This window comes from Micromonospora sp. NPDC049107, assembly GCF_040648595.1.
Taxonomy (GTDB): Bacteria; Actinomycetota; Actinomycetes; order Mycobacteriales; family Micromonosporaceae; genus Micromonospora.
Genome location: NZ_JBEZEC010000001.1, coordinates 161,617 through 180,041, shown reverse-complemented (window position 1 = coordinate 180,041; position 18,425 = coordinate 161,617). Strand labels below are relative to the sequence as shown.

The 18,425-nt window shown below is 72.5% G+C and carries 17 protein-coding genes; 7 read left to right on the top strand and 10 right to left on the bottom strand.

The features are described from left to right. Positions 1-169: 169 nt before the first annotated feature. The 5 genes from AB0B55_RS00720 to AB0B55_RS00700 all read right to left on the bottom strand — a co-directional run bounded on the left by AB0B55_RS00720 (position 170) and on the right by AB0B55_RS00700 (position 3,778). Complete coding sequence (locus tag AB0B55_RS00720; RefSeq protein WP_357169151.1) at positions 170-1,093, bottom strand: NBR1-Ig-like domain-containing protein; 924 nt, start codon at positions 1,091-1,093, stop codon at positions 170-172. Between the two features lie 77 nt (positions 1,094-1,170). Then, positions 1,171-1,749, bottom strand: a complete 579-nt coding sequence (locus AB0B55_RS00715) for a dihydrofolate reductase family protein (RefSeq protein ID WP_357125447.1) — start codon at positions 1,747-1,749, stop codon at positions 1,171-1,173. Next, positions 1,746-2,945 (bottom strand): RNA polymerase sigma factor, encoded by a 1,200-nt coding sequence (locus AB0B55_RS00710; protein WP_357125444.1) that lies wholly within the window; start codon positions 2,943-2,945, stop codon positions 1,746-1,748. Before AB0B55_RS00710 ends, AB0B55_RS00715 begins: the two co-directional genes overlap by 4 nt. Positions 2,946-2,965: 20 nt before the next feature. Continuing rightward, positions 2,966-3,319 (bottom strand): YciI family protein, encoded by a 354-nt coding sequence (locus AB0B55_RS00705; RefSeq protein WP_357169148.1) that lies wholly within the window; start codon positions 3,317-3,319, stop codon positions 2,966-2,968. A 45-nt stretch (positions 3,320-3,364) separates the two neighbouring features. Further along, the gene (locus tag AB0B55_RS00700; RefSeq protein ID WP_357125437.1) at positions 3,365-3,778 is read right to left on the bottom strand and encodes a DUF6069 family protein; all 414 of its coding nucleotides are present in this window, start codon (positions 3,776-3,778) and stop codon (positions 3,365-3,367) included. Positions 3,779-4,183: 405 nt separating this feature from the next. Here AB0B55_RS00700 and AB0B55_RS00695 point away from each other — a divergent pair, with 405 nt between their 5' ends. Beyond that, complete coding sequence (locus AB0B55_RS00695) at positions 4,184-5,698, top strand: DUF1996 domain-containing protein (protein ID WP_357169145.1); 1,515 nt, start codon at positions 4,184-4,186, stop codon at positions 5,696-5,698. A 155-nt stretch (positions 5,699-5,853) separates the two neighbouring features. Then, positions 5,854-6,939, top strand: coding sequence for a hypothetical protein (locus AB0B55_RS00690; RefSeq protein WP_357125431.1), 1,086 nt, complete (start codon positions 5,854-5,856; stop codon positions 6,937-6,939). A 72-nt stretch (positions 6,940-7,011) separates the two neighbouring features. Here AB0B55_RS00690 and AB0B55_RS00685 read toward each other — a convergent pair whose 3' ends face one another. After that, complete coding sequence (locus AB0B55_RS00685) at positions 7,012-8,604, bottom strand: hypothetical protein (protein ID WP_357169142.1); 1,593 nt, start codon at positions 8,602-8,604, stop codon at positions 7,012-7,014. A 295-nt stretch (positions 8,605-8,899) separates the two neighbouring features. On the opposite strand from AB0B55_RS00685, the gene AB0B55_RS00680 reads away from it, so the two are divergent. Both AB0B55_RS00680 and AB0B55_RS00675 read left to right on the top strand, forming a co-directional pair. Then, positions 8,900-9,316 (top strand): hypothetical protein, encoded by a 417-nt coding sequence (locus tag AB0B55_RS00680; RefSeq protein ID WP_357169139.1) that lies wholly within the window; start codon positions 8,900-8,902, stop codon positions 9,314-9,316. A gap of 157 nt (positions 9,317-9,473) precedes the next feature. Further along, entirely contained in the window at positions 9,474-10,046 is a 573-nt protein-coding gene (locus AB0B55_RS00675) for a TetR family transcriptional regulator (protein WP_357169136.1), read from the top strand. Positions 10,047-10,073: 27 nt separating this feature from the next. Here the strand turns inward: AB0B55_RS00675 and AB0B55_RS00670 are convergent, their stop codons facing one another. Both AB0B55_RS00670 and AB0B55_RS00665 read right to left on the bottom strand, forming a co-directional pair. Then, positions 10,074-11,471: an acyl-CoA synthetase gene (locus AB0B55_RS00670; RefSeq protein WP_357169133.1), complete on the bottom strand. Its 1,398-nt coding sequence runs from the start codon at positions 11,469-11,471 to the stop codon at positions 10,074-10,076. A gap of 134 nt (positions 11,472-11,605) precedes the next feature. After that, positions 11,606-12,154: a glutaredoxin domain-containing protein gene (locus tag AB0B55_RS00665; RefSeq protein ID WP_357169130.1), complete on the bottom strand. Its 549-nt coding sequence runs from the start codon at positions 12,152-12,154 to the stop codon at positions 11,606-11,608. A gap of 72 nt (positions 12,155-12,226) precedes the next feature. Here AB0B55_RS00665 and AB0B55_RS00660 point away from each other — a divergent pair, with 72 nt between their 5' ends. The 3 genes from AB0B55_RS00660 to AB0B55_RS00650 all read left to right on the top strand — a co-directional run bounded on the left by AB0B55_RS00660 (position 12,227) and on the right by AB0B55_RS00650 (position 14,915). Further along, complete coding sequence (locus AB0B55_RS00660; protein WP_357125414.1) at positions 12,227-13,411, top strand: hypothetical protein; 1,185 nt, start codon at positions 12,227-12,229, stop codon at positions 13,409-13,411. Between the two features lie 203 nt (positions 13,412-13,614). After that, a complete protein-coding gene (locus tag AB0B55_RS00655) occupies positions 13,615-14,220 on the top strand; it encodes a response regulator transcription factor (protein ID WP_357125411.1) in 606 nt (201 codons plus the stop codon). A 110-nt stretch (positions 14,221-14,330) separates the two neighbouring features. Beyond that, positions 14,331-14,915 (top strand): response regulator transcription factor, encoded by a 585-nt coding sequence (locus tag AB0B55_RS00650; RefSeq protein ID WP_357125408.1) that lies wholly within the window; start codon positions 14,331-14,333, stop codon positions 14,913-14,915. A 10-nt stretch (positions 14,916-14,925) separates the two neighbouring features. Here AB0B55_RS00650 and AB0B55_RS00645 read toward each other — a convergent pair whose 3' ends face one another. Together AB0B55_RS00645 and AB0B55_RS00640 are read right to left on the bottom strand one after the other, a co-directional pair. Next, positions 14,926-16,683, bottom strand: coding sequence for an ABC transporter ATP-binding protein (locus AB0B55_RS00645; protein ID WP_357169127.1), 1,758 nt, complete (start codon positions 16,681-16,683; stop codon positions 14,926-14,928). Further along, on the bottom strand, positions 16,680-18,407 hold the full coding sequence (locus tag AB0B55_RS00640; RefSeq protein ID WP_357125401.1) for an ABC transporter ATP-binding protein: 1,728 nt from the start codon (positions 18,405-18,407) through the stop codon (positions 16,680-16,682). Before AB0B55_RS00640 ends, AB0B55_RS00645 begins: the two co-directional genes overlap by 4 nt. Between the last annotated feature and the right edge of the window lie 18 nt (positions 18,408-18,425).

Sequence of the window (18,425 nt, the reverse complement as noted above, 5' to 3'; positions counted from 1 at the left end):
TCCTCCTCGTAGCCGGTGAGTCGTTCTCGGTTCGACATCACCCTGCGAGAAGCGCCCTGCTGTTCGGTACCCCCGGCGGCCTGTCAGATCCGTCAGACCGTCACCGACCTCGATGAATGCGGTGTTGTCAGCTTGGCTTGGAGCCCGTGCCTGACATCGCGGCCGGACCTCAGGCGGTCACGGTGACCATGAAGTACACCGGCCGCCGGGTCGGGAAGTACTCCCGGCCGGCCTCGTCGACCATCTTCCAACTGACCCAGCACCTGCCCGGGCGGCTCGGCGCGGTGACCCGAACACGGATCATCACCTGTTCGCCGGGCGGCGTGTCGCCGATCGGCACCCGATCCGGTGTCCGGCAGCCGGCACCGTCTGCGGCGGGGTCCATCCGCGCCAGGTACCGGTTGTGCCAGTCGACCTTTCCCACGTTCGCGAGAGACCACACCTTGTCGAACTGGGCGTTCACCTTCACCTGGGTGCCGTCGGGGATGGTGACGTCGGCGACGAACCTGCTCGAGTCTCCGGGGGTCAGGGAGTCCGAGAACGCCGTCGCGTTCGGTGACGCGGACGGTGACGGTGACGCCGTCGGTGCGCTGGAGCCGTCGGCGCCCGACCGGCCACGAACGGTCGCGCCCAGGACACCGGCCACCGCCACCACCAGCACCACCGCCGCGATGTTCAGCCACGGCAGACGGCGTCGCCGCGTCGTCACGACGCGATCCTCGGCCCCCGGATGCTCCACGACCTGCACCACGCCCTGTTCCGCCGGCGCGGACGCGGCGACGACCGGCGCGGGGTCACCGTCCCCGCTGGACCGGGCGGCCGTCACCGGGCGCTGCGCCTCCTCCCATCGACGCCGCCACAGGGCCTCGTCCGCCTCGCAGGCTCGGACGAACTCCCGCGTGGTCTCCCACGAGGGAAACCGGGTGCCGGCGGCGGCCTCGTGCAGGGTCGTGTGCGAGATCCGTCCTGATCGCCCCGCCATCTTGCGGAACGAGGGGTCTCCCGCGGCGCCGCGCAGCGCCCGTAACTGCTCGGCGAACCTCTGGGCGGGCCGTCCGTCCTGACCAGACTCCCCGGCACGCTGGTCCTTCATCAGTCCCCCATGTCAGACGACTTTGTCAGACGTTGTCAGAGCGTGTCAGAGGCTACCGAACGACCGACGGGGAGGGTTCAGGTGTGCGGGGTGGGTCGGTAGACGAGTTCCTGAGTCCGGCCGTCGAGCGTGCGACCCTCGACCAGCTCCAGGTCGAAGTCGGCCGCACCGTGGAAGATCGGTTCGGTCCCGGTCTGACCGGTGACCACCGGGAAGAGCGTCACCTGGATGAAGTCGACCAGGCCGGCGGCCAGCAGTGCCCGGTTCATCGAGAGGCTGCCGTGCGACCGCAGCGGCACCTCGGACTCCTCCTTGAGCCGGGCGACGACGTCGACGGCGTCACCGCGTACCAGGGTGGCGTCCGGCCAGTCGAGCGGTTCCTCGATGGTGTTCGACACGACGATGGCCGGAAGGCTGATCATGCGGGTGACCCAGGCGTCGCGGACGCCGGACTCCTCGACGCTGTCGGCCAGCATCTGTCGGAACAGCGCGAACGTGCGGGCGCCGAAGACCATGCGGTGGTCATCCGTGTACGTGGCAAGGCGACGTTCCAGCAGCTCGGGACCCTGCTTGCCCCAGTAGCCTCCCCAGTTGCCGGTGGTGCTTCCGAAGCCGTCGAGGCTGGTGAAGACGTCGAAGGTGTAGGTGGCGCTCACGCCGGTCTCCTCCTGTGGGTGAGTTCGCTACGCCGCGCCTTCAGGAAGGCGCGCTCAGTATCGTTGCCGGTCAGCGCGATGGCCTCGTCGTAGGCGGCGCGGGCCTGCGTGTCGCGTCCGAGCCGAGCCAGCAGCTCGGCCCGGGTGGCGGGCAGCCTGTGGTACCCGGGAAGCTCGACCGTCTCCAGCGCGGCGAGAGCCGCGTCGGGACCGTGCGCCTCGGCCACCGCGACCGCCCTGTTGAGGGCCACGACGGGGTTCGGCGTGAGTACGAGAAGCTGGTCGTACAGCGCCAGGACCTGCCGCCAGTCGGTGGCCACGCCGTCGGTGTGCACCGCGTTGATCGCGGCCTGGATCTGGTACGGGCCGGGCCGGTTGCGTCGCAGACACCGCCGGACCAGGTCGTGTCCCTCGGCGATCAACGTGTCGTTCCACAGTGACCGGTCCTGCTCGCCCAGGAGAACCAGCTCACCGTTCGGGCCGAGCCGGGCCGGGCGACGTGCCTCGATCAGCAGCAGCAGGGCGAGCAGGCCGAGCACCTCGGGCTCGTCGGGCATCAGCGCGGCCAGCTCGCGGGCGAGCCGGATCGCCTCGGCGCACAGGTCGGTCCTGATCAACGGTCCGGCGGTGGACGTGTAGCCCTCGTTGAACATCAGGTAGAGCACGGTGAGCACGGGCGGCAGCCGGTCCGGCAGCTCGTGGTCGGCGGGTACCCGGTAGGGAATGGCGGCTTCCCGGATCTTCTTCTTCGCGCGCACGATCCGCTGGGCGATGGTCGTCTCCCGGACCAGGTAGGCCCGGGCGATCTCGGGGACCTCGAGGCCACCGAGCAGGCGCAGCGTGAGGGCTGTGCGCGCCTGGAGGGCGAGCGCCGGGTGGCAGCAGGTGAAGATGAGTCGTAACTGGTCGTCCCGCACGGGTCCCACCTCCTGGGGCGCGTCCTGGTGCTGGAGCAGCAGGGCCTGGGCGTGCCGGGCCTCGCGGGTCGACTCGCGGCGGAGCCGGTCGATCGCCCGGTTGCGGGCGGTCGTCACGATCCAGCCACCCGGGTTGGGTGGCGGCGTCCGCCACTTCTCGAGCGCCGTGGCGAAGGCGTCCTGGACCGCCTCCTCGGCGAGGTTGATGTCGCCGAGGAGACGGGCCAGGGTGGCGACGCAGCGGCCGTACTCCGCGCGGTAGATGCTCGCCAGATCCATGTCGGCCGGCCGGCTCCGGGTCAGGCCTGGGACAGGTCGTCGAAGGGGCGTACCTCGATCGGTCCGCAGGCCGCCGCGCACTTCTCGGCCCAGGCGAGCGCCTGGTCCAGGTCGGCGCACTTGAGGACCCAGAAGCCGACGAGGTGCTCCTTCGTTTCGGCGAAGGGTCCGTCGCTCATGGTGCTGGACCCGTTCTCGGTCCGCACGACGGTGGCACTCTCCGGAGACACGAGCCCGCCGCCGAAGACCCAGACGCCCGCCGCCCGCATCTCGTCGTTGATGCGGCCGGTCTCGGCGAACATGACCTCGGTCTCCTCGTCGGACATGGCGGGCGCGCCCTCGACGGCGTGCACGGACAGCAGATACTGCTTCATGACGATCCTTCCGGTAGCTCGACAGCGGGATGGGGTGGTGACGGCTCAGGCGGCCAGGCGGCGCGCGACGACGGGGATCACGATCGCGGCAGCGACCAGGTGGGTGAGCATCAGCAGCGCCTTGGTGGTCGTGTCGGCGTCGGCGATCACGTCCGGCACCAGGGACAGGACCGTCAGCGCCACCGTCGTACGGACGAACACGTGCCGCGGGCGTCGCGCGAACCGGGACAGCAGCACGGCCAGGACCACGCCGACCAGGGAGAAGACGGCCGTCAGCATCCCGAACCCGGCGACCGGGATCGGAGCGCCGCTCACGTCGAGGCTGACTCCCGCCGCGCGGCCGGCGGCGGCGACGACCATGGTGGCCGCGCTCGCGGCGACCGTGGCGACGGCACCGGCCCAGATCAGCGCGCCGCGCGTCGACGTGGCGGCGCGGGTGGTGTTCGCGGTGGTGGTCATCATGCCCTCCAGCGGGTGGGTGCCCGTCTCGATGCCGGGCTCTCACCATGGCTACGAACAGAGCCGGTCCCGATCGACAGCCCCACCCACGATATTTTGGCGGCCTCGCCGCCGGTGTACGCCGAGCCGTTCTCCGGGCCGTCGGGTCGGGTTCAGTCGGGACGGTGCGCGGCCCCGGCTGACGCGCGAGCCGGAGAAGCCGGTCCGGGAAGACATGCCATCAGGATTAATAGAAACTTAAGGGTACGAGGGCAAAAAATTGTTATCCGGAGCCGGCTCGACGGCCACCAGGACAGTTCTCCACGGCCCTCCTTAATTCTTTTTCCGCAGATTGCCGCGCGCCTCCGACGTGCACATACTTCATCCGACAGAGCGTTATCGTCGACTCGAAGGAAATCACTGGTAATGCGGACTCCTCCCCCCGCGCACGTCGCACCGCCGGACCGGGCGCGCAAGCGCCGCCGCATCGCTCGCATCACGCTCGCCTCGGGGGTCGCCGCCGCCCTGGTGGGCAGTGGCATCTACATCGCCGGCGCCCAGGCCGAAGAGGTCGCCGTGTCGGGCCGGATCCAGGCTGAGGCCTTCGCGGCCCAGTCCGGCGCGCAGACCGAGAGCACCGGCGACGCCGACGGCGGCCGGAACGTCGGCTGGCTCGGCAACGGAGACTGGCTGCGGTACGACGGCGTCTCGATCACCGGCGCCGAGCTGAAGGCCCGGGTGGCGGCGAACAACACCGACGGCGGCGCCGTCGAGCTGCGCCTCGGTACGCAGACCGGCGCCCTGCTGGCCAGCTTCCCGATCGCCCACACCGGCGGCTGGCAGAAGTGGACGACGGTGACCGCCACGGCGGCCAGCGTGCCGTCCGGCCCGCAGACCGTCTTCGCCGTCATGAAGAGCAGCTCCCGGTCGGACTTCGTGAACCTGAACTGGTTCACGTTCGGCTCCGCGACGGGTACGACGCCGAGCGCGTCGACCACGCCGAGCGCCAGCCCGGCGACGCCGACCACCCCGGGCACCACCCCGACCACCCCGGGCGCCACGCCCACCACGCCGGGCACCGCGCCCGCGGCTGGCTGGGTACCGGTCGACCAGGCCAGGTGGGACCGGGAACTGGCTGCCTTCAACGCGATCACGCCGAAGCCGGTGACGCCGGGAACGACCCGCGTTCCCGAGTTCCACACGGACTGCGAGCTGGCCAACTCGGCGCCGGATGACCCGATCGTCGTCCCCGGCCTGCCGGGCGCGTCGCACATGCACACCTTCTTCGGCCCGAAGATCGACGCGTTCACCACGACCGACAAGCTGCTCTCCTCGACGACCACCTGCAACGCCCCCGGTGACCTGAGCGCCTACTGGACCCCGGAGCTGCGCAAGGACGGCAAGCCCGTACCGATGAAGAGTTTCCGGGTCTACTACGGCTCACGGGTGAAGGACCCGTCGACCGTCAAGCCCTTCCCGCCGGGCCTGCGGATGGTCGAGGGCGACGCCAAGAAGCAGGTCGACACGCCGAAGAACGCCGGTAGCAACCAGTTCTGGTGCGCCGGCAGCGCCGAGACCGGCCGCAGCGCCGACGGCAACTGGCCGGTCTGCGCCTCCGGCGGCAACCTCATCTTCCAGCTCGTCTTCAAGGACTGCTGGGACGGCAAGAACATCGACTCACCCGACCACAAGTCGCACATGGGCGACCCGGTCAACGGCGTCTGCACCGGCAAGTACCCGGTGGCGGTGCCGAACCTGTCCTTCATGGTCAACTACCAGTCGCTGGGTGGCAACGGCCTGAGCCTCTCCTCCGGCAAGCCGTCCTCCATGCACGGCGACTTCATGAACGCCTGGGACCCGGCCCACATCGGACCCCTGGTGAAGTCCTGCCTGAACCAGAAGGCCAAGTGCGGCACCGAGGTGACCTTCGCCGGCGGCTGACCCCACACGCAACCCGAGAGGCGGCCCCACGCGCAGGCGTGGGGCCGCCTCTCGTTGGCCGACACCCGACACCAAAGCGTGCGGTAGCCGACTGTGACCAGGTCATCACGCAAAGCACACTCCTCCCCGACACGTCCCTGTCGAGTGGAGGAACCATGCGTCTCCGAACGTTCGTCACCGCCGCGCTGGCCGCCGTCCTGGCCGCCAGCGCGCTCGCACCACCGGCGCCGGCCGCCGCCGCCACCGCCGACCGCTGGGGCTTCGCGTACGTCAAGGACCCCACCGTGGCGGTCTGGACCGTGCTGGACACCAGCCGGCAGTGGGGTAGCTGGAAGACGGCGTTCCCGGCCGCCTGGGCCGACGGCGTCAAGCTCGCGCCCGGTCGCTTCCAGGTGCGCTTCCCGCAGGTGGGCGCCGGCGCGCGGGGCGTGCCCCACGTGACGCCGGTGAACCGGACCGGGCACTACTGCGAGGTGGTCCGCTGGTTCCAGTCCGGCACCGACGAGATCGTCGACGTGCAGTGCCACCGGCCCGGCGGCACCCGCGAGGACACCCCGTTCACCGTGCTCTGGACGACCAGCTCGGGCGTCGTGGCGGCCGGCACCTCCCACGCGTACGTGCAGTGGACCAGCGGCGTGCTGGCGCAGTCGTACAACTCGACGGGCGCGGTGAACACCGCCGGGCCGGTGGGCGTCGGGCAGTACCTGGTACGGCTGCCCGCTGTCGGACTGGCCGGCGTGCTCGCCGGTGACGTGCAGGTCACCGCCGTACAGCCGAACGCCGGACCCCGCCGCTGCAAGGTCAACTCCTGGAGCGCGGTCGGGACCGGGGTGCAGGTCTACGTGTTCTGTTACGACCAGGCCGGGGCCGCCGTCAACACCGACTTCGTCCTCTCGTACCACCGTCGCCGGCCGGTGATCGGCTCCCTCGGCCCGCCGTCGTACTTCGGTTACCTGGGTACCGCCGTGGGCGGGCCCACCAACGACAACTCGGTGCTCGGCGTCGGTGCGAACACCGTCGCGGCGATCGCGCCCGCCGGCCGCTACCTCGCGACGTTTCCGCAGATCGGTCTCAAGGAGACGCACGCGCAGGTGGTGGCGCAGGGCGCCGGCAACAACTACTGCCACCTGACCCAACCGTGGACGTACACCACCAACGCCGACGTCGACGTGATCTGCTTCGACAACGCCGGCGTCGTCACCCCGCACCGCTTCCTGGCCACCTTCACCTCCCGGCTCTGACCGCACGCGGCAAGTCCCGCCCACGGTTCGATCTGGTGATCGGACCGTGGGCGGGACCAGGTGCCGCGGTGGTCAGCCGAAGCAGTTGGGTACGGGTGGTGCGCTGGGCGTGCAGTTGGTGGGTCGGTTGCCGCTGATGGCCGACTTGTCGTCCACGGTGACCTGACCACCGTCGTTGAACACCCCGCCCGGCGCCACGACGGAGACGTTCTCCGTCACCTTGGTCTGGGTGAGGGTGAGGGTGGCGTTGTTGTAGATTCCGCCGCCGCGCGAGTTCGTGCCGAAGGCCTTGTTGCGGGCCACGACGGTGCGACGCAGCACGACCACGCCGCTGCCGTTGTAGACGCCGCCGCCGTTCTCGATGGTGCTTCTCGTGCTGGCGGCGTTCTCACTGATCTGGCTGTCCTCGGCCACGAACTGGCCGATCTGGTTGAACACACCGCCGCCGCGTTGGCCGGCGTCATTACGAACGATCTTGCCGTGCTGGAGCTGGAAGGTGCCGTCGGTGAAGATGCCGCCGCCCTCGCTACCGGCCGTGTTCTCGGTGACCTCGATATTCCTGGCCGTGGTGGTGCCGTTGATCCCGGTGCGGATGCCACCGCCGCGGAAGCCGGCGCTGTTGTGGTGCACGCGGACGTCGTCGAGCACGGCGACGCTGGAGTTCGACAGGCCGCCACCCGCGCCGCCGATGGGCAGGATGACGACGGTCCCGATCGTGCTGTTGTCGCTGAGCCTGGTGTTCCGCACCGTGAGGTTGCCGTTGTTGTAGACGCCACCGCCGTCGAACAACGCGCCGTTGTCGCTGATCCGGCTCTCGTCGTCGCCGTACCGCTCCCGGTCCTTGCCGTCCTTGCCGTCCTTGCCGTCCTTGCCGTCCTTGTCATTGCCACCGTGGTCGCCGCGGCCGAGGATCCTGGTGTCGCCGAAGTTGGCGATCCCACCGCCGGTGCCGTTGGAGTGGTTGAAGACGACGTCGATGTTCTCCAGGGTGGCCCGACCGCCGACGTCGACGCGGATGCCACCACCGCCACCGCCGATCCCGCTGGTGTCGTCGCCGCCCTTGATGGTGGCGTCGCGCAGTTTCAGGTCACCGCCGGCCCCCACCTCGAGGATCCGGAACGGCGTCGCGGCGGCCGCCCGGACGATCGTGGAACCGTTGCCGTCGATCGTGATCGGCTGGGTGACGATGGGAAGTCCGACGGGGCCGAACGGCACGGGCGGCTGGGGCGCGGACGCGTTGAGGGTGTAGGTGCACCCCTTGGCGAGCCGGAGCTTCGCCCCGTTGCCGGCGTTCGCGCGGACGATCGCCGCGATCAGCTCGTTGGCGCCGCACGGCACGTCCCAGGCGTCCCGGCCGCCACCGCTCCAGTCGTCGTCCCCGCGCTCCTTGTCGCCCCCGTGCTCCTTGTCGCGACCGCCCGGATCGTGCTTGCCGCTGTCGTCGTCCGCCGCCCGGCTGCTGCCGGCGAGGACCTGTTTCCCGAGCAGTCCTCCGCCCGCTCCGAGCGCTCCGGTCAGGCCTCCGGGCACGCCGACGGCCGCCAGACCGGCGACCCCGGTCAGTCCGGCCACCCCGGCGACGAGCCAGCGGGCCCGGCGCCTCTTGGCCGGACGTGGCTGGTCTGCCGCCGCATCGCTGACGTTCGGGTGTCGATGGTTGGACATATCTGGCCCTTCTCCGTACACCGTGTCTCTGCACGCCACAGTCGGCGCAGACAGCGACAAATCGGTTGTCGCTCCCACGGGGAACGTAGCCGAGTCGAACTCACATCAACCGGACTTATACGAAGAAGTCCTACGTTCGACGCAGGAGTGCGCATGACGGCCCCTTGCCTCGGCCACGCCGAAAGGTTATCCTCTAACATGTTATTCGCTAACTTTAAGGGGTCGTAGCCGATGCCAGCGGGTACGGGTCGCTGGCATCGGCCTCGCCGGCTGCGGGTTCGGCGTCGGCGCCGTGATGGCCACCTCCCTGGAGGCGGCGGTCGGTTCGGTTGGTGACGACGACGCCGGCAGCGGCTCGGCGGTGGTCAACACGTTGCGGCAGGTCGGTAGCGCCGTGGCGGTGGCCGCGATGGGCAGCGTGCTCTCCGGCGTCTACCAGCGGGACCTTGATCCGGCGCTCGGCGGTCGCCCGTCCACAGCGGCCGACGCGGCCAGGGAGTCGGTGTTCGGCGCGGCCGCCGTCGCCGAGAAGCTCGGACCAACCGGTTCCGCGCTGTTGCGCTCCGCCCAACTGGCGTACGTCGATGGAATGTCGGCGGTCATGTGGTGCTGCTTCGGACTCGCCGTGGTCGGCGCCGCGCTCTGCCTGGCCCTCCTGCCGAAACGCGAATCGTTCGCATCGGTGACACCGCACGGGCCGGGTGCCGGGTGAGCGGCATCGCGCGGAGCGGCGGTTAGGCTGCCACGGTATTCAGACGAATCCGCAGAATGAGGCCCCTGTGAGCAGTGCCGATGCTTCCCGGGCACCGGGATCCGACTGGCGCCGCGAGAAGAGAGAACGCACGCGCCGGCAGCTTCAGCAGAATGCCATGCGGCTGTTCCTGGAGAAGGGTTTCGACGCCACCACTGTCGAGGAGATCGCCGCCGCCAGCGGCGTCTCGCACATGACGTTCTTCCGCTACTTTCCCACCAAGGAGGACGCGGCACTCGAGGACGGCTACGACCCGATGATCGCCGACCTGATCGCCGAGCGTCCGGCCGACGAGCCCGCCATCGACAAGATCCGGCACGCTCTCACGCACGGGCTCAACCAGCTGTACGACAGCGAACGCGAGGTGCTGCTGTCCCGGATGCGACTGGTCCACCAGACGCCGGCGCTGCGGGCCGGCACCGGACAGCGACGCGACGCCGACCAGCAACTGCTCATCAAGGCGCTGGCGCCGACCGCCAGCGGATCCCGGGACAGGCTGCGCCTGCGGGTTCTGGTCGCGGCCGCGCTGGCGGCCACCACGGAGGCCATCCGTTACTGGGCGGAGAGCAACGGCGCCGACGACCTGCGCCACCTCATCAACGAGGCCTTCGACGCGCTACGCGCGGAGGTGACCCAGGGCGCTTCGGGCGACGAACCCCGCACCGACGCCGCCGCGCCGCGATCGCGGTGAACGGCCGGGACCGGCTGGGACTGGTCGTCACTCGGCGAGCAGGTGCTTCTGCACCTTGCCCATCGCATTTCGGGGCAGCGTGTCGAGAAACCTGATCTGGCGCGGCCGTTTGTGGACGGACAGCGTCCGCGCCACGAAGTCGACGAGCTCGGCCGCGCTCACCTGGTCCGCGACGACGAAGGCGGTGACCTCCTGGCCGAGGTCGTCGTTCGGCGTGCCGACGACCGCGGCCTCGCGAACACCCGGGTGGGCCAACAGCGCATCCTCAACCTCACCAGCGCCGATCCGGTAACCACCGCTCTTGATCAGGTCGGTCGACCGACGACCGACCAGTCGATGCACACCATCGGGCGACACGCTCGCGATGTCCCCGGTGCGGAACCACCCGTCCCCGTCGAGCAGCCGGGCGGTCACGTCGGGCTTGCCCAGGTAACCGTCGAAGAGCATCGGTCCGCGAACCCACAGCTCCCCGATGGCCGTCCCGTCGGCGGGTACCGGCCGCCCGTCCTCGTCGAGCACCCGCGTCTCCGCGCCCGGCACGGGAGTGCCGACCATGCCGGGCCGACGGTGCGGGTCGTCGGCGCGATTGCTCAACGTGATCAACGTTTCGGTCATGCCGTAACGCTCGACCGGCTGGTGACCGGTGAGCTGGCGCATCCGCTCGAACGACGGCGCGGGCAGGGCAGCGCTGCCGGAGACCAGCAGCCGCGCCGAACTGAGGCGCGCGGCGGCCGTCGGCTGGGCGCAGATCCGCGACCACACCGTCGGCACTCCGAAGTAGAGGGTGCCGCCCGCCTCGGCGTACGCCTCGGGCGTCGGCCGTCCGGTGTGGTGCAGCCGGCAGCCCACCCGCAGCGCGCCGAGCACGCCAAGGACGAGACCGTGGACGTGGAACAGGGGCAGACCGTGCACCAGGAGGTCGTCAGGGGTCCAGGCCCAGGCGTCGGCGAGCGCGTCGATGCCGGCCTCGACGGCACGGTGCGACAGGACCGCCCCCTTGGGCGCTCCCGTGGTGCCGCTCGTGTACATGATCAGAGCAGTGCGTTCGGGGGCCGGCGTCGGGTGCCGGGTGTCCGAGGTACGGCCCAGGTCGACCCGACGGACACCGATCCGCGCAGGTTCGTCCCCGGTGCCGCCGAGCAGCAGTGTCGCGCCGGAATCGCGCAGGATGTGCGCCCTCTCCCGAGGACCGGAGTCGGGCGGCACCGGGACGACGGCGGCTCCACCGAGCAGCGCGCCCACCATCCCCACCACGGTCTCGGTGGTCGCGCTGGCGTGCACGGCGACGACCGGTTCGCCGCGCAGGTCGTCTGCCACCGCGGCGGCGCATCCCCGCAGGCGCTCGGCGGACATCGTCACCGGCCCGAGGCGGATCAGATCATCGACGGTCGGGCTGGAGCGGTCGAGACCGTCGAGCAGGCGCATGGACCGAGGCTACGCCGAATGTCACGCGTACCTGACCGTCAGTATCTCCGGGGCTCACCCGGCGAGCGCGACGCAGCGGACGGACGTCGGTCGCGGCGGTGCGAGCAGTCCGCCCCCGACCGGCGGCGGGCGGGTCAGAGCCGGCGGAGCCGCTCGCGGAGCCAGCCGCGGTCGGGGTTCACCACGGCCTGAGCGTCGAACACGACCGTGGGCACCGTCTCGTTGCCGCCGGTGATCGCCCGAACGGCCGCGGCACCCGCCGGGTCGTGCCATATGTCGACCCAGTGTGCCTGCCGAGCGAGCCGGCCAAGTGAGAAGCGGAGCTGGAGGCAGTAACGGCAGGCGGGGCGCCAGTACACGATCGGCAGCCCGTCCGCCGCGCTGGCCCGCTGCGCTTCGGCGGCCCCCATCGAGCGGGGGAAGGCCCACGGCGACACCCCGAACGCCACCACCAGAAAGATCAGAAACTCGACACCGCCGACCACTGGCGACCCGGCGGCCAGTTGCGAAGCCAGGACCAGCACGCCGAAGGTCGCCGTCAACACCGTCAGGGCCCACCGCCGCACCACGCTGGGGACACTACCGTCGACGACCGGCTGCGCCCGCGCCACCCCGGTGGAGACCGGCCCGACACCCAGCGTCGCCCGGCGTCCATCGCACCCGCCGGGGGGCGCGCCCGACATCCATTGACTGATGCGAATACGTAAGCGCATCGCTACTATGGGTCAGTCTCGAGGCAAGGGGGTAGTGCCCGCGTGCGAAGTCCCGTCAACGGAACCGCGCCGACGTCCGCGCCCGGTCGACCCGCGCCCGTCGTGGCCGACCGACCGCGCGGGCTCGTCCGGCGTCTGGCGCTGTTGGCGGTGGCCGTCGGGGGCGGCTTCGTCCTGGCCCTCCTGTTCCAGGGGCCGGCCAGCGCCGACGACACGCGCGGCGGTTCCGGCGGCGCGCTTCATCGGCAGCTCGGCGCTCTGGTGGAGCCGGTCCGGCAGGTCACCATCACCGAACGCTCCGACCCCGACCCCCGCGGCGGCGTACGCGCCGAGGACCCCCGCCGTGGCGGGCGCCACGCTCCGCTGACCGGCGCGATAGCCGGTGTCGTCGGCGCACGCGACGTGCCGTCCCCGACCGCGTCCCGCCGCCCGACGGCGGCCGCGCGGACCTCCGTGCCGCCGTCCCGGACGGCCACCTCCGTCCGGTCCGACGCCACACGGTACGAACGGCTGCGATCCTCGACCGCGGCCCGCGCGACTCATCGTTCCGCCCACCGCGCCCGCCCACCTCGATCGGCGGCAGATTTCGCACGGCAGCCGGCGACCGCCGCGCCCGATCACCGAGAGCTGCCCGAAGCGCTCGTCTCGCCCGCCGTGGCGGGCCTGCTCACCCCGGTCCTGCGGCCCGCCGTCGACGTCGTGCGCGCCCTGCCGATCGCGCCCGTCGTCCCGGCGCTGCTGCGCGTCGTCGATGCCGTCCTGCCGCCCGCTCTCGGCGCGGTGGTCGTACCCGCGCCGCGTTCACCGGTCGCTCCCCCGGCGCTCGAACCGACCGCCGCGTCGCCCGCCGCCTCGCCCGGCGCGGCGCCCGCACCGGCCCCGCCAACCCCGCCGCCGGTTCCGGCGCTGCCGCCGATACACGCCGCGGCGACGCCAGCACCGGTCGCACCGCCGCCGACACCCGTGGCCGCGTACCCACCTGCCATGGCCCCACCGGGCCACCTCGCCGCGCGCCCGGCGCCGCCGGCCGTCGCGGCCTACCCTCCGGGTCAGCCCGTCACCCCGGTCGACCAGGACGCCGCCGGCACCGACGAGGGCTCGGCGCCCGCGCCGGGCCTGATCCGGCCGGCTCACCGGCAGTCACACCCCGGCATCGCCGCGCTCTGCCACCTCGTGCCGCTCTCCGTCGAGAGCCGAACTCCGTCTGGGATCGCCCGCCCGGGCTGAAGCCGGCCGCCGACCGCCGGGCTGCTCGCCCGCGCGGTCGGTCCCACCCCGCTGGCCTGGTCAATGGTGCCCGCGCCCACGCGCCCTGACGGCGTGGTGGGCCCATGGCCGCCCGACTTCTCGCGTACGACGATCGCTGCCAACCCGTGGACACACCGGGTTCGGTGACCGTCGTGACGTGCACCTGAGATCGGAGAAACACGGTGATCCACGTTGTTGTCGCCGAGGACATGGGTTTGCTGCGCGGAGCGCTCTGCGCCGCGCTGTCCCGTGAGGAGGACATGGAGGTGGTCGCCGACGTCGAGGGCGTCGGCGAACTGTTGACGGCGGTCCGCCGGTGCAGGCCGCAGGTGGTGGTGCTGGCGCTGACACCGGAGCTGCCCGACCCGGTGGAGGTGGTCGCCCGGATCAGCGCCGAGGCGCCGCACGCCGCCGTGTTGGCGATGAGCCCCCGGTGGAGCCCGGCCCTCGTGGAGGCGGCGCTGGCGGCCGGCGCACGCGGCCTGGTCGGCAAGGACAGCCCGCTGGTCGAGTTGGTGCGGTCGATCCGCGCGCTCGCGGCCGGGGAGCGGGCGATCGACCCGGCGGCCGCGGTGGCGGTGCTCAGTCCGTCGGAGATGCCGTTGACGCCCCGGGAGTTGGACGTGCTGCGGATGGCCGCCGAGGGTCTGCCACTCAAGGAGATCGCCGGTCGCCTCTTCCTGGCCCACGGGACGGTGCGTAACCACCTGTCGGCGATCCTGCGCAAGATCGGGGCCCGCAACCGGTTGGAAGCGGTGTGGCACGCCCGGCGCAACGGCTGGTTGTAGCCATCGGGGCGGGTCCGTCACGGGCCCGCCCCGTCGCCGTGCGGCCCCGACGAATGCGTGTTTGAATATTGACGTTGAGTGATCGTCATGCAAGCGCGGGAAGGTTCGTCGTGATCCGTACCCTGCTCGCTCTGGACGGGGCCCTGGTGTTGGGGGCGCTGTCGTTCGTCCTCGCCGCCGAGGACGACATCCGTGTCGTGGCGGAGGTGGATCGCGGCGACGCGGTCCGCGCGGCCGTCCATGCCCAGCGCCCGGACGTGGTGGTGGCCGACCTCGATCTGGTCGAGGAGGAGGTGCCCGGTCGCCTGGGCCTGTGCCCCATCCTGATGCTGGTCCACCCGCACCGGGCCCGCCGACTGCGGGGGATGCTCAGCCCGTCCCGGACGGTCGGCATCCTGCGCAACGACGCCGCCCCCCAGCGGGTCGTCGACGGGATCCGCCGGCTCGCCCGCCGGGAGCCCGTCCTCGACGCGGACCTCGTCGTCGCGGCCCTGCACTCGGACGACCCGCTGACCGAGCGGGAGCGGGAGGTGTTGACGCTGACGGCGGCGGGGGCACCGGTCGCCGAGGTCGCGGCGTCGCTCGGGCTCAGCCGTGGGACCGTCCGCAACCACCTCGCTCGGATCGCCCGCAAGGTGGGTGCGCGCACCCGGGTCGAGGCGGTGCGGTTGGCGGGCGAGGCGGGCTGGATCTGACCGGCGGAGGTCAGGCCGGCCGGGTCGCCGGGGACGGCGTCACCGGCTCCTCCCAGCAGCCGACGAGCGCCCGGTAGGTGGCCGAGCGGGTCAGCAACTGCTCGTGCGTCCCCACGGTTGGCGCGTCGCCGTCGAGGACCAGCACCCGATCGGCGCGCAGGGCGGAGCTGATCCGGTGGGCTACCACGACGAGGCTGCCGGGCCGTCGAGCGAAGGCGGCCTCGACGGTCGCCTCCAGCGCCGGGTCGAGATGGCAGGTCGCCTCGTCCAGGACCGCCAGCGGGGCGGGCGCGAGCCAGGCCCGGACCGCCGCGACGAGCTGCCGCTCACCGGCGGAGAGCTGGGCCGGTACGACCGGCGCGTCCAGGCCACCCAGGCGGGTCGCCAGGGGGCGTGCGCCCAGCTCGTCGACGGCGACCGCCAGGGTGTCGTCGTCGGCGTCGGGCCGGAGGTAGCGGAGGTTGTCGGCCAGCGTGCCGGTGAAGACGTACGCCTGCTGGGGCAGCAGCACCCGCATCCGGGCCAGGACGGCCGGCGCGGTGTCGGCGACCGGAGCACCGGCCAGGTGGACCGTGCCCTCCTGCGGTGGCACGAGCCCGGCCAGCAGAGCGGCCAGCGTGGACTTGCCCGCGCCGCTGGGTCCCACCACGGCAAGGTGATCGCCGTTGGCCAGCGTCAGCGAGAAGTTCCGCAGGATCGGCTCGGCGCTCGGGCCGTACCGGAAGGTCAGTCCCCGGACCTCGGCGGCCGGTGACCCCCCGACCGGCCTGGTCGACCGGCGCGGGCCGGGAGTCTCCCCCGTGGGCGCCGGCCGGTGGGGATAGACGCGCAGGATGTTCTCCAGAGTGACCGCGTAGCGCAGCCCGCCGCCGCCGAGGCCCTGCACGAGGGTGTGCACGGCGGGTTGCAGCCCGGTGGACACGTAGATCAGCGCCCCCAGCACCGCGCCCGCCGTCATTCCGCGCTCGACCAGCCACGGAGTGGCCACGAGCAGCACCACCAGCGGTGACCATCCGCCGATGCCGAGGCTGAGGCTACGGATCACCGCCATTCGGGCGAGGGTGCGCTCGGCGGCGGCCTGCGCCGACACGTGCTGCTCCACCTCGGACGCCACGCGCGCCTGGGCGCCACAGGCCAGCACGTCGCGGTGACCGGCCAGCGCCGTCGCGGCCGACTGGCCCAACCGCTCGCCCGCGCGGACGTACGCCCGCTGGTGCGCGACCATGGCCGGCAGAGCGGCGAGAAACACGGCCAGGCCGGCGACCAGCGGCGCGGCGGCCAGCGCCGCCGCCACCGGCGCGAGGGCGAGGAGGCCGAGCAGGGCAGCTCCGGCGGAGAAGAGGAAACCACGCGTGACCATCAGCAGGCCGGCGAAGGTGTCCCGGACGATCTCCATCTGGTGGGTCAGCCGGGTCATCGCCGCGCTGTCCGGGCGACCACCCGCGCGGGTGGCGTCCCGGAGCGCGCCCCGCACCACCTGGGCGGCCACCTCGTCGCGGAACGGCTCGACCACCGCGCCGAGGCTCCGGTACGTCCGGCCGGTCGCCGCCGCGCCGACCAGCACGGCCACGGCGAGGACCCCCAACCACGCCAGCCCGTCGACGAGACGCCCGGCCAGGAAGCCGTGGTCCACGGCACGGGCGACCAGCAGGCCGGCGAGCAGCGCCGGCAACGCCTCGACGAGCGACCACCCGCAGAGACGGGCGAGGTCAGCTCGGCGGGCCCGCAGCGCCCGCCAGGTCACCCGGCGCACGGTCAGCGGGGTCACGATCCACCGCCGGCCGGCTCGAACACGGCCCGGTAGTCCGGCTCGGCCCAGAGTCGCCGGTGCGGCGCCAGCGCGCGCAGCCGACCGCCGTCCAGCCAGGCGACCAGGTCGGCGCGGGCCGCCGCCGCCGCCCGGTGGGTGACCACCAGTCGGGTCCGCTCGCCGGGGCGCCCGACGATCGCTTCGGTGATCCGGTGTTCGGTCGCCGTGTCCAGGCTGGACGTCGCGTCGTCCAGGATGAGCAGCCGCTCGGCGGCGAACGCCCGGGCCAGGCCGAGGCGTTGGGTCTCACCACCGGAGAGCGGCGCGTCCACCAGCGGTGTGCGGTACCCCTCGGGCAGCCGGTCGATGACGTCGGCGACCGCCGCCAGACGGGCCGCCCGCAGAACCGCCGGCGTGGCGGGGCGCGCGTCGGCCGGTGGCACCGCGACGGCGCCCGGCAACGCCAGGCCGACCGCGTCGTGGACCGTCGCGCCGATCAGCACCGGCTGGTCGAAGGCGTAGCCGACGGCTCGGCGCAGCGCCGACGCGTCGAGGTCACGCAGCGGCACGCCGTCGAGGAGCGCCGTACCGTGATCCGGGTCGTGCAGCCGTCCCGCCACGGCCGCGAGGGTCGACTTGCCGGCACCGGACGCGCCGACGACGGCCACGGTCGCGCCGGCCGGCACGTCCAGGTCGATGCCGTCCAGGATGGGCCGGCCGTCATCGCCGTACACGCGCACGCCCCGCAGTCGCAGCGCGCCGCCGCCGGGCGGTAGGGGCCGGTCGCCGCTCGTCATGGCGGGCTGTCGCAGCGGTTCGGCGACCCGGTGCGCCCCGGCGCGGCTGCGCACCAGGTGGTTGAGCGTGGCGAGGACCGCACCGAGGCCGGCGCCCATGGCCGCGTACCGGACGGCGGCGACCAGTTCACCGGGCGTGAGCCAACCGGCCGTCAGGGCGTACCCGCCGACCGCGACGACGCTCAGGTGCAGCAGCGGCGCCACGGCGGCGGTACGCGCGCTCGCCCGCGCCAGCAGGTCCCAGGTACGTCGGCCGTGCCGGCCCAGCTCCGGCAGGGCCGCCAGCACGCGGGCCTCCTCGCGGTGGACGGTGGCGGCGGCGGCGATGGTCCGGGCGCCGGTCAGCGACTCCAGCAGTCGGCCGGCGATTTCGCCGAGCACCCGTTGGTAGCCGGCCGTCGCGGCGGAGGCGTCGGCCACGAAGGCGCGCATGAGGACGGCGAGCAGGCCGAGGCCGGCGAGCAGGGTGATCCCCAGGATCGGTTCCAGGAGGGCGAGCGCGACGACGCTGCCGAGGGGCGGCAGCACCGCCACGGCGGCCAGGACCACGGCGTTGCCGGCCTGCCCCGCGTCGGCGGACTGGCCGACCAGGCGACCGACGAGATCGCCCACCGGGTACCGGCGGGTGGCACGCACGTCCAGCGCGAACAGGTGGCGCAGCAGGTGGCGGCGCAGTCCGGCGGTGGCGCGGGCGGCGCCGAATCCGCTGGCCAGGTCGGTCAGGGCGTCGACGCAGACGAGGGCGACGACCAGGCCGCCGGCGGCCACCGCCCACCAGAGCGGGCCTCCGGTGAGGGCGGCGTCGACGGCGCGGCCCAGGGCCGCGGGAAGCAACAGTTCGGCGGCCGCGCCCAGGAGCGCGACCGCCGCGAGCCCGGCGGTCCAGCCGCCGCCAGCCAGGACCGTTCGCCGCAGCAACCGGTCCCCCGCGTCGAACGTCGACATCGCTCCTCCCGGTGCCAC

Excerpts from the sequence above, each read along its gene's own strand:
- AB0B55_RS00685 (WP_357169142.1), bottom strand. The coding sequence starts at position 8,604 with ATGTCCAACCATCGACACCCGAACGTCAGCGATGCGGCGGCAGACCAG.
- AB0B55_RS00695 (WP_357169145.1), top strand. The coding sequence starts at position 4,184 with ATGCGGACTCCTCCCCCCGCGCACGTCGCACCGCCGGACCGGGCGCGC.
- AB0B55_RS00670 (WP_357169133.1), bottom strand. The coding sequence starts at position 11,471 with ATGCGCCTGCTCGACGGTCTCGACCGCTCCAGCCCGACCGTCGATGAT.
- AB0B55_RS00675 (WP_357169136.1), top strand. The coding sequence starts at position 9,474 with ATGCGGCTGTTCCTGGAGAAGGGTTTCGACGCCACCACTGTCGAGGAG.
- AB0B55_RS00690 (WP_357125431.1), top strand. The coding sequence starts at position 5,854 with ATGCGTCTCCGAACGTTCGTCACCGCCGCGCTGGCCGCCGTCCTGGCC.
- AB0B55_RS00710 (WP_357125444.1), bottom strand. The coding sequence starts at position 2,945 with ATGGATCTGGCGAGCATCTACCGCGCGGAGTACGGCCGCTGCGTCGCC.
- AB0B55_RS00700 (WP_357125437.1), bottom strand. The coding sequence starts at position 3,778 with ATGACCACCACCGCGAACACCACCCGCGCCGCCACGTCGACGCGCGGC.
- AB0B55_RS00665 (WP_357169130.1), bottom strand. The coding sequence starts at position 12,154 with ATGTCGGGCGCGCCCCCCGGCGGGTGCGATGGACGCCGGGCGACGCTG.
- AB0B55_RS00640 (WP_357125401.1), bottom strand. The coding sequence starts at position 18,407 with ATGTCGACGTTCGACGCGGGGGACCGGTTGCTGCGGCGAACGGTCCTG.
- AB0B55_RS00720 (WP_357169151.1), bottom strand. The coding sequence starts at position 1,093 with ATGAAGGACCAGCGTGCCGGGGAGTCTGGTCAGGACGGACGGCCCGCC.
- AB0B55_RS00680 (WP_357169139.1), top strand. The coding sequence starts at position 8,900 with ATGGCCACCTCCCTGGAGGCGGCGGTCGGTTCGGTTGGTGACGACGAC.
- AB0B55_RS00705 (WP_357169148.1), bottom strand. The coding sequence starts at position 3,319 with ATGAAGCAGTATCTGCTGTCCGTGCACGCCGTCGAGGGCGCGCCCGCC.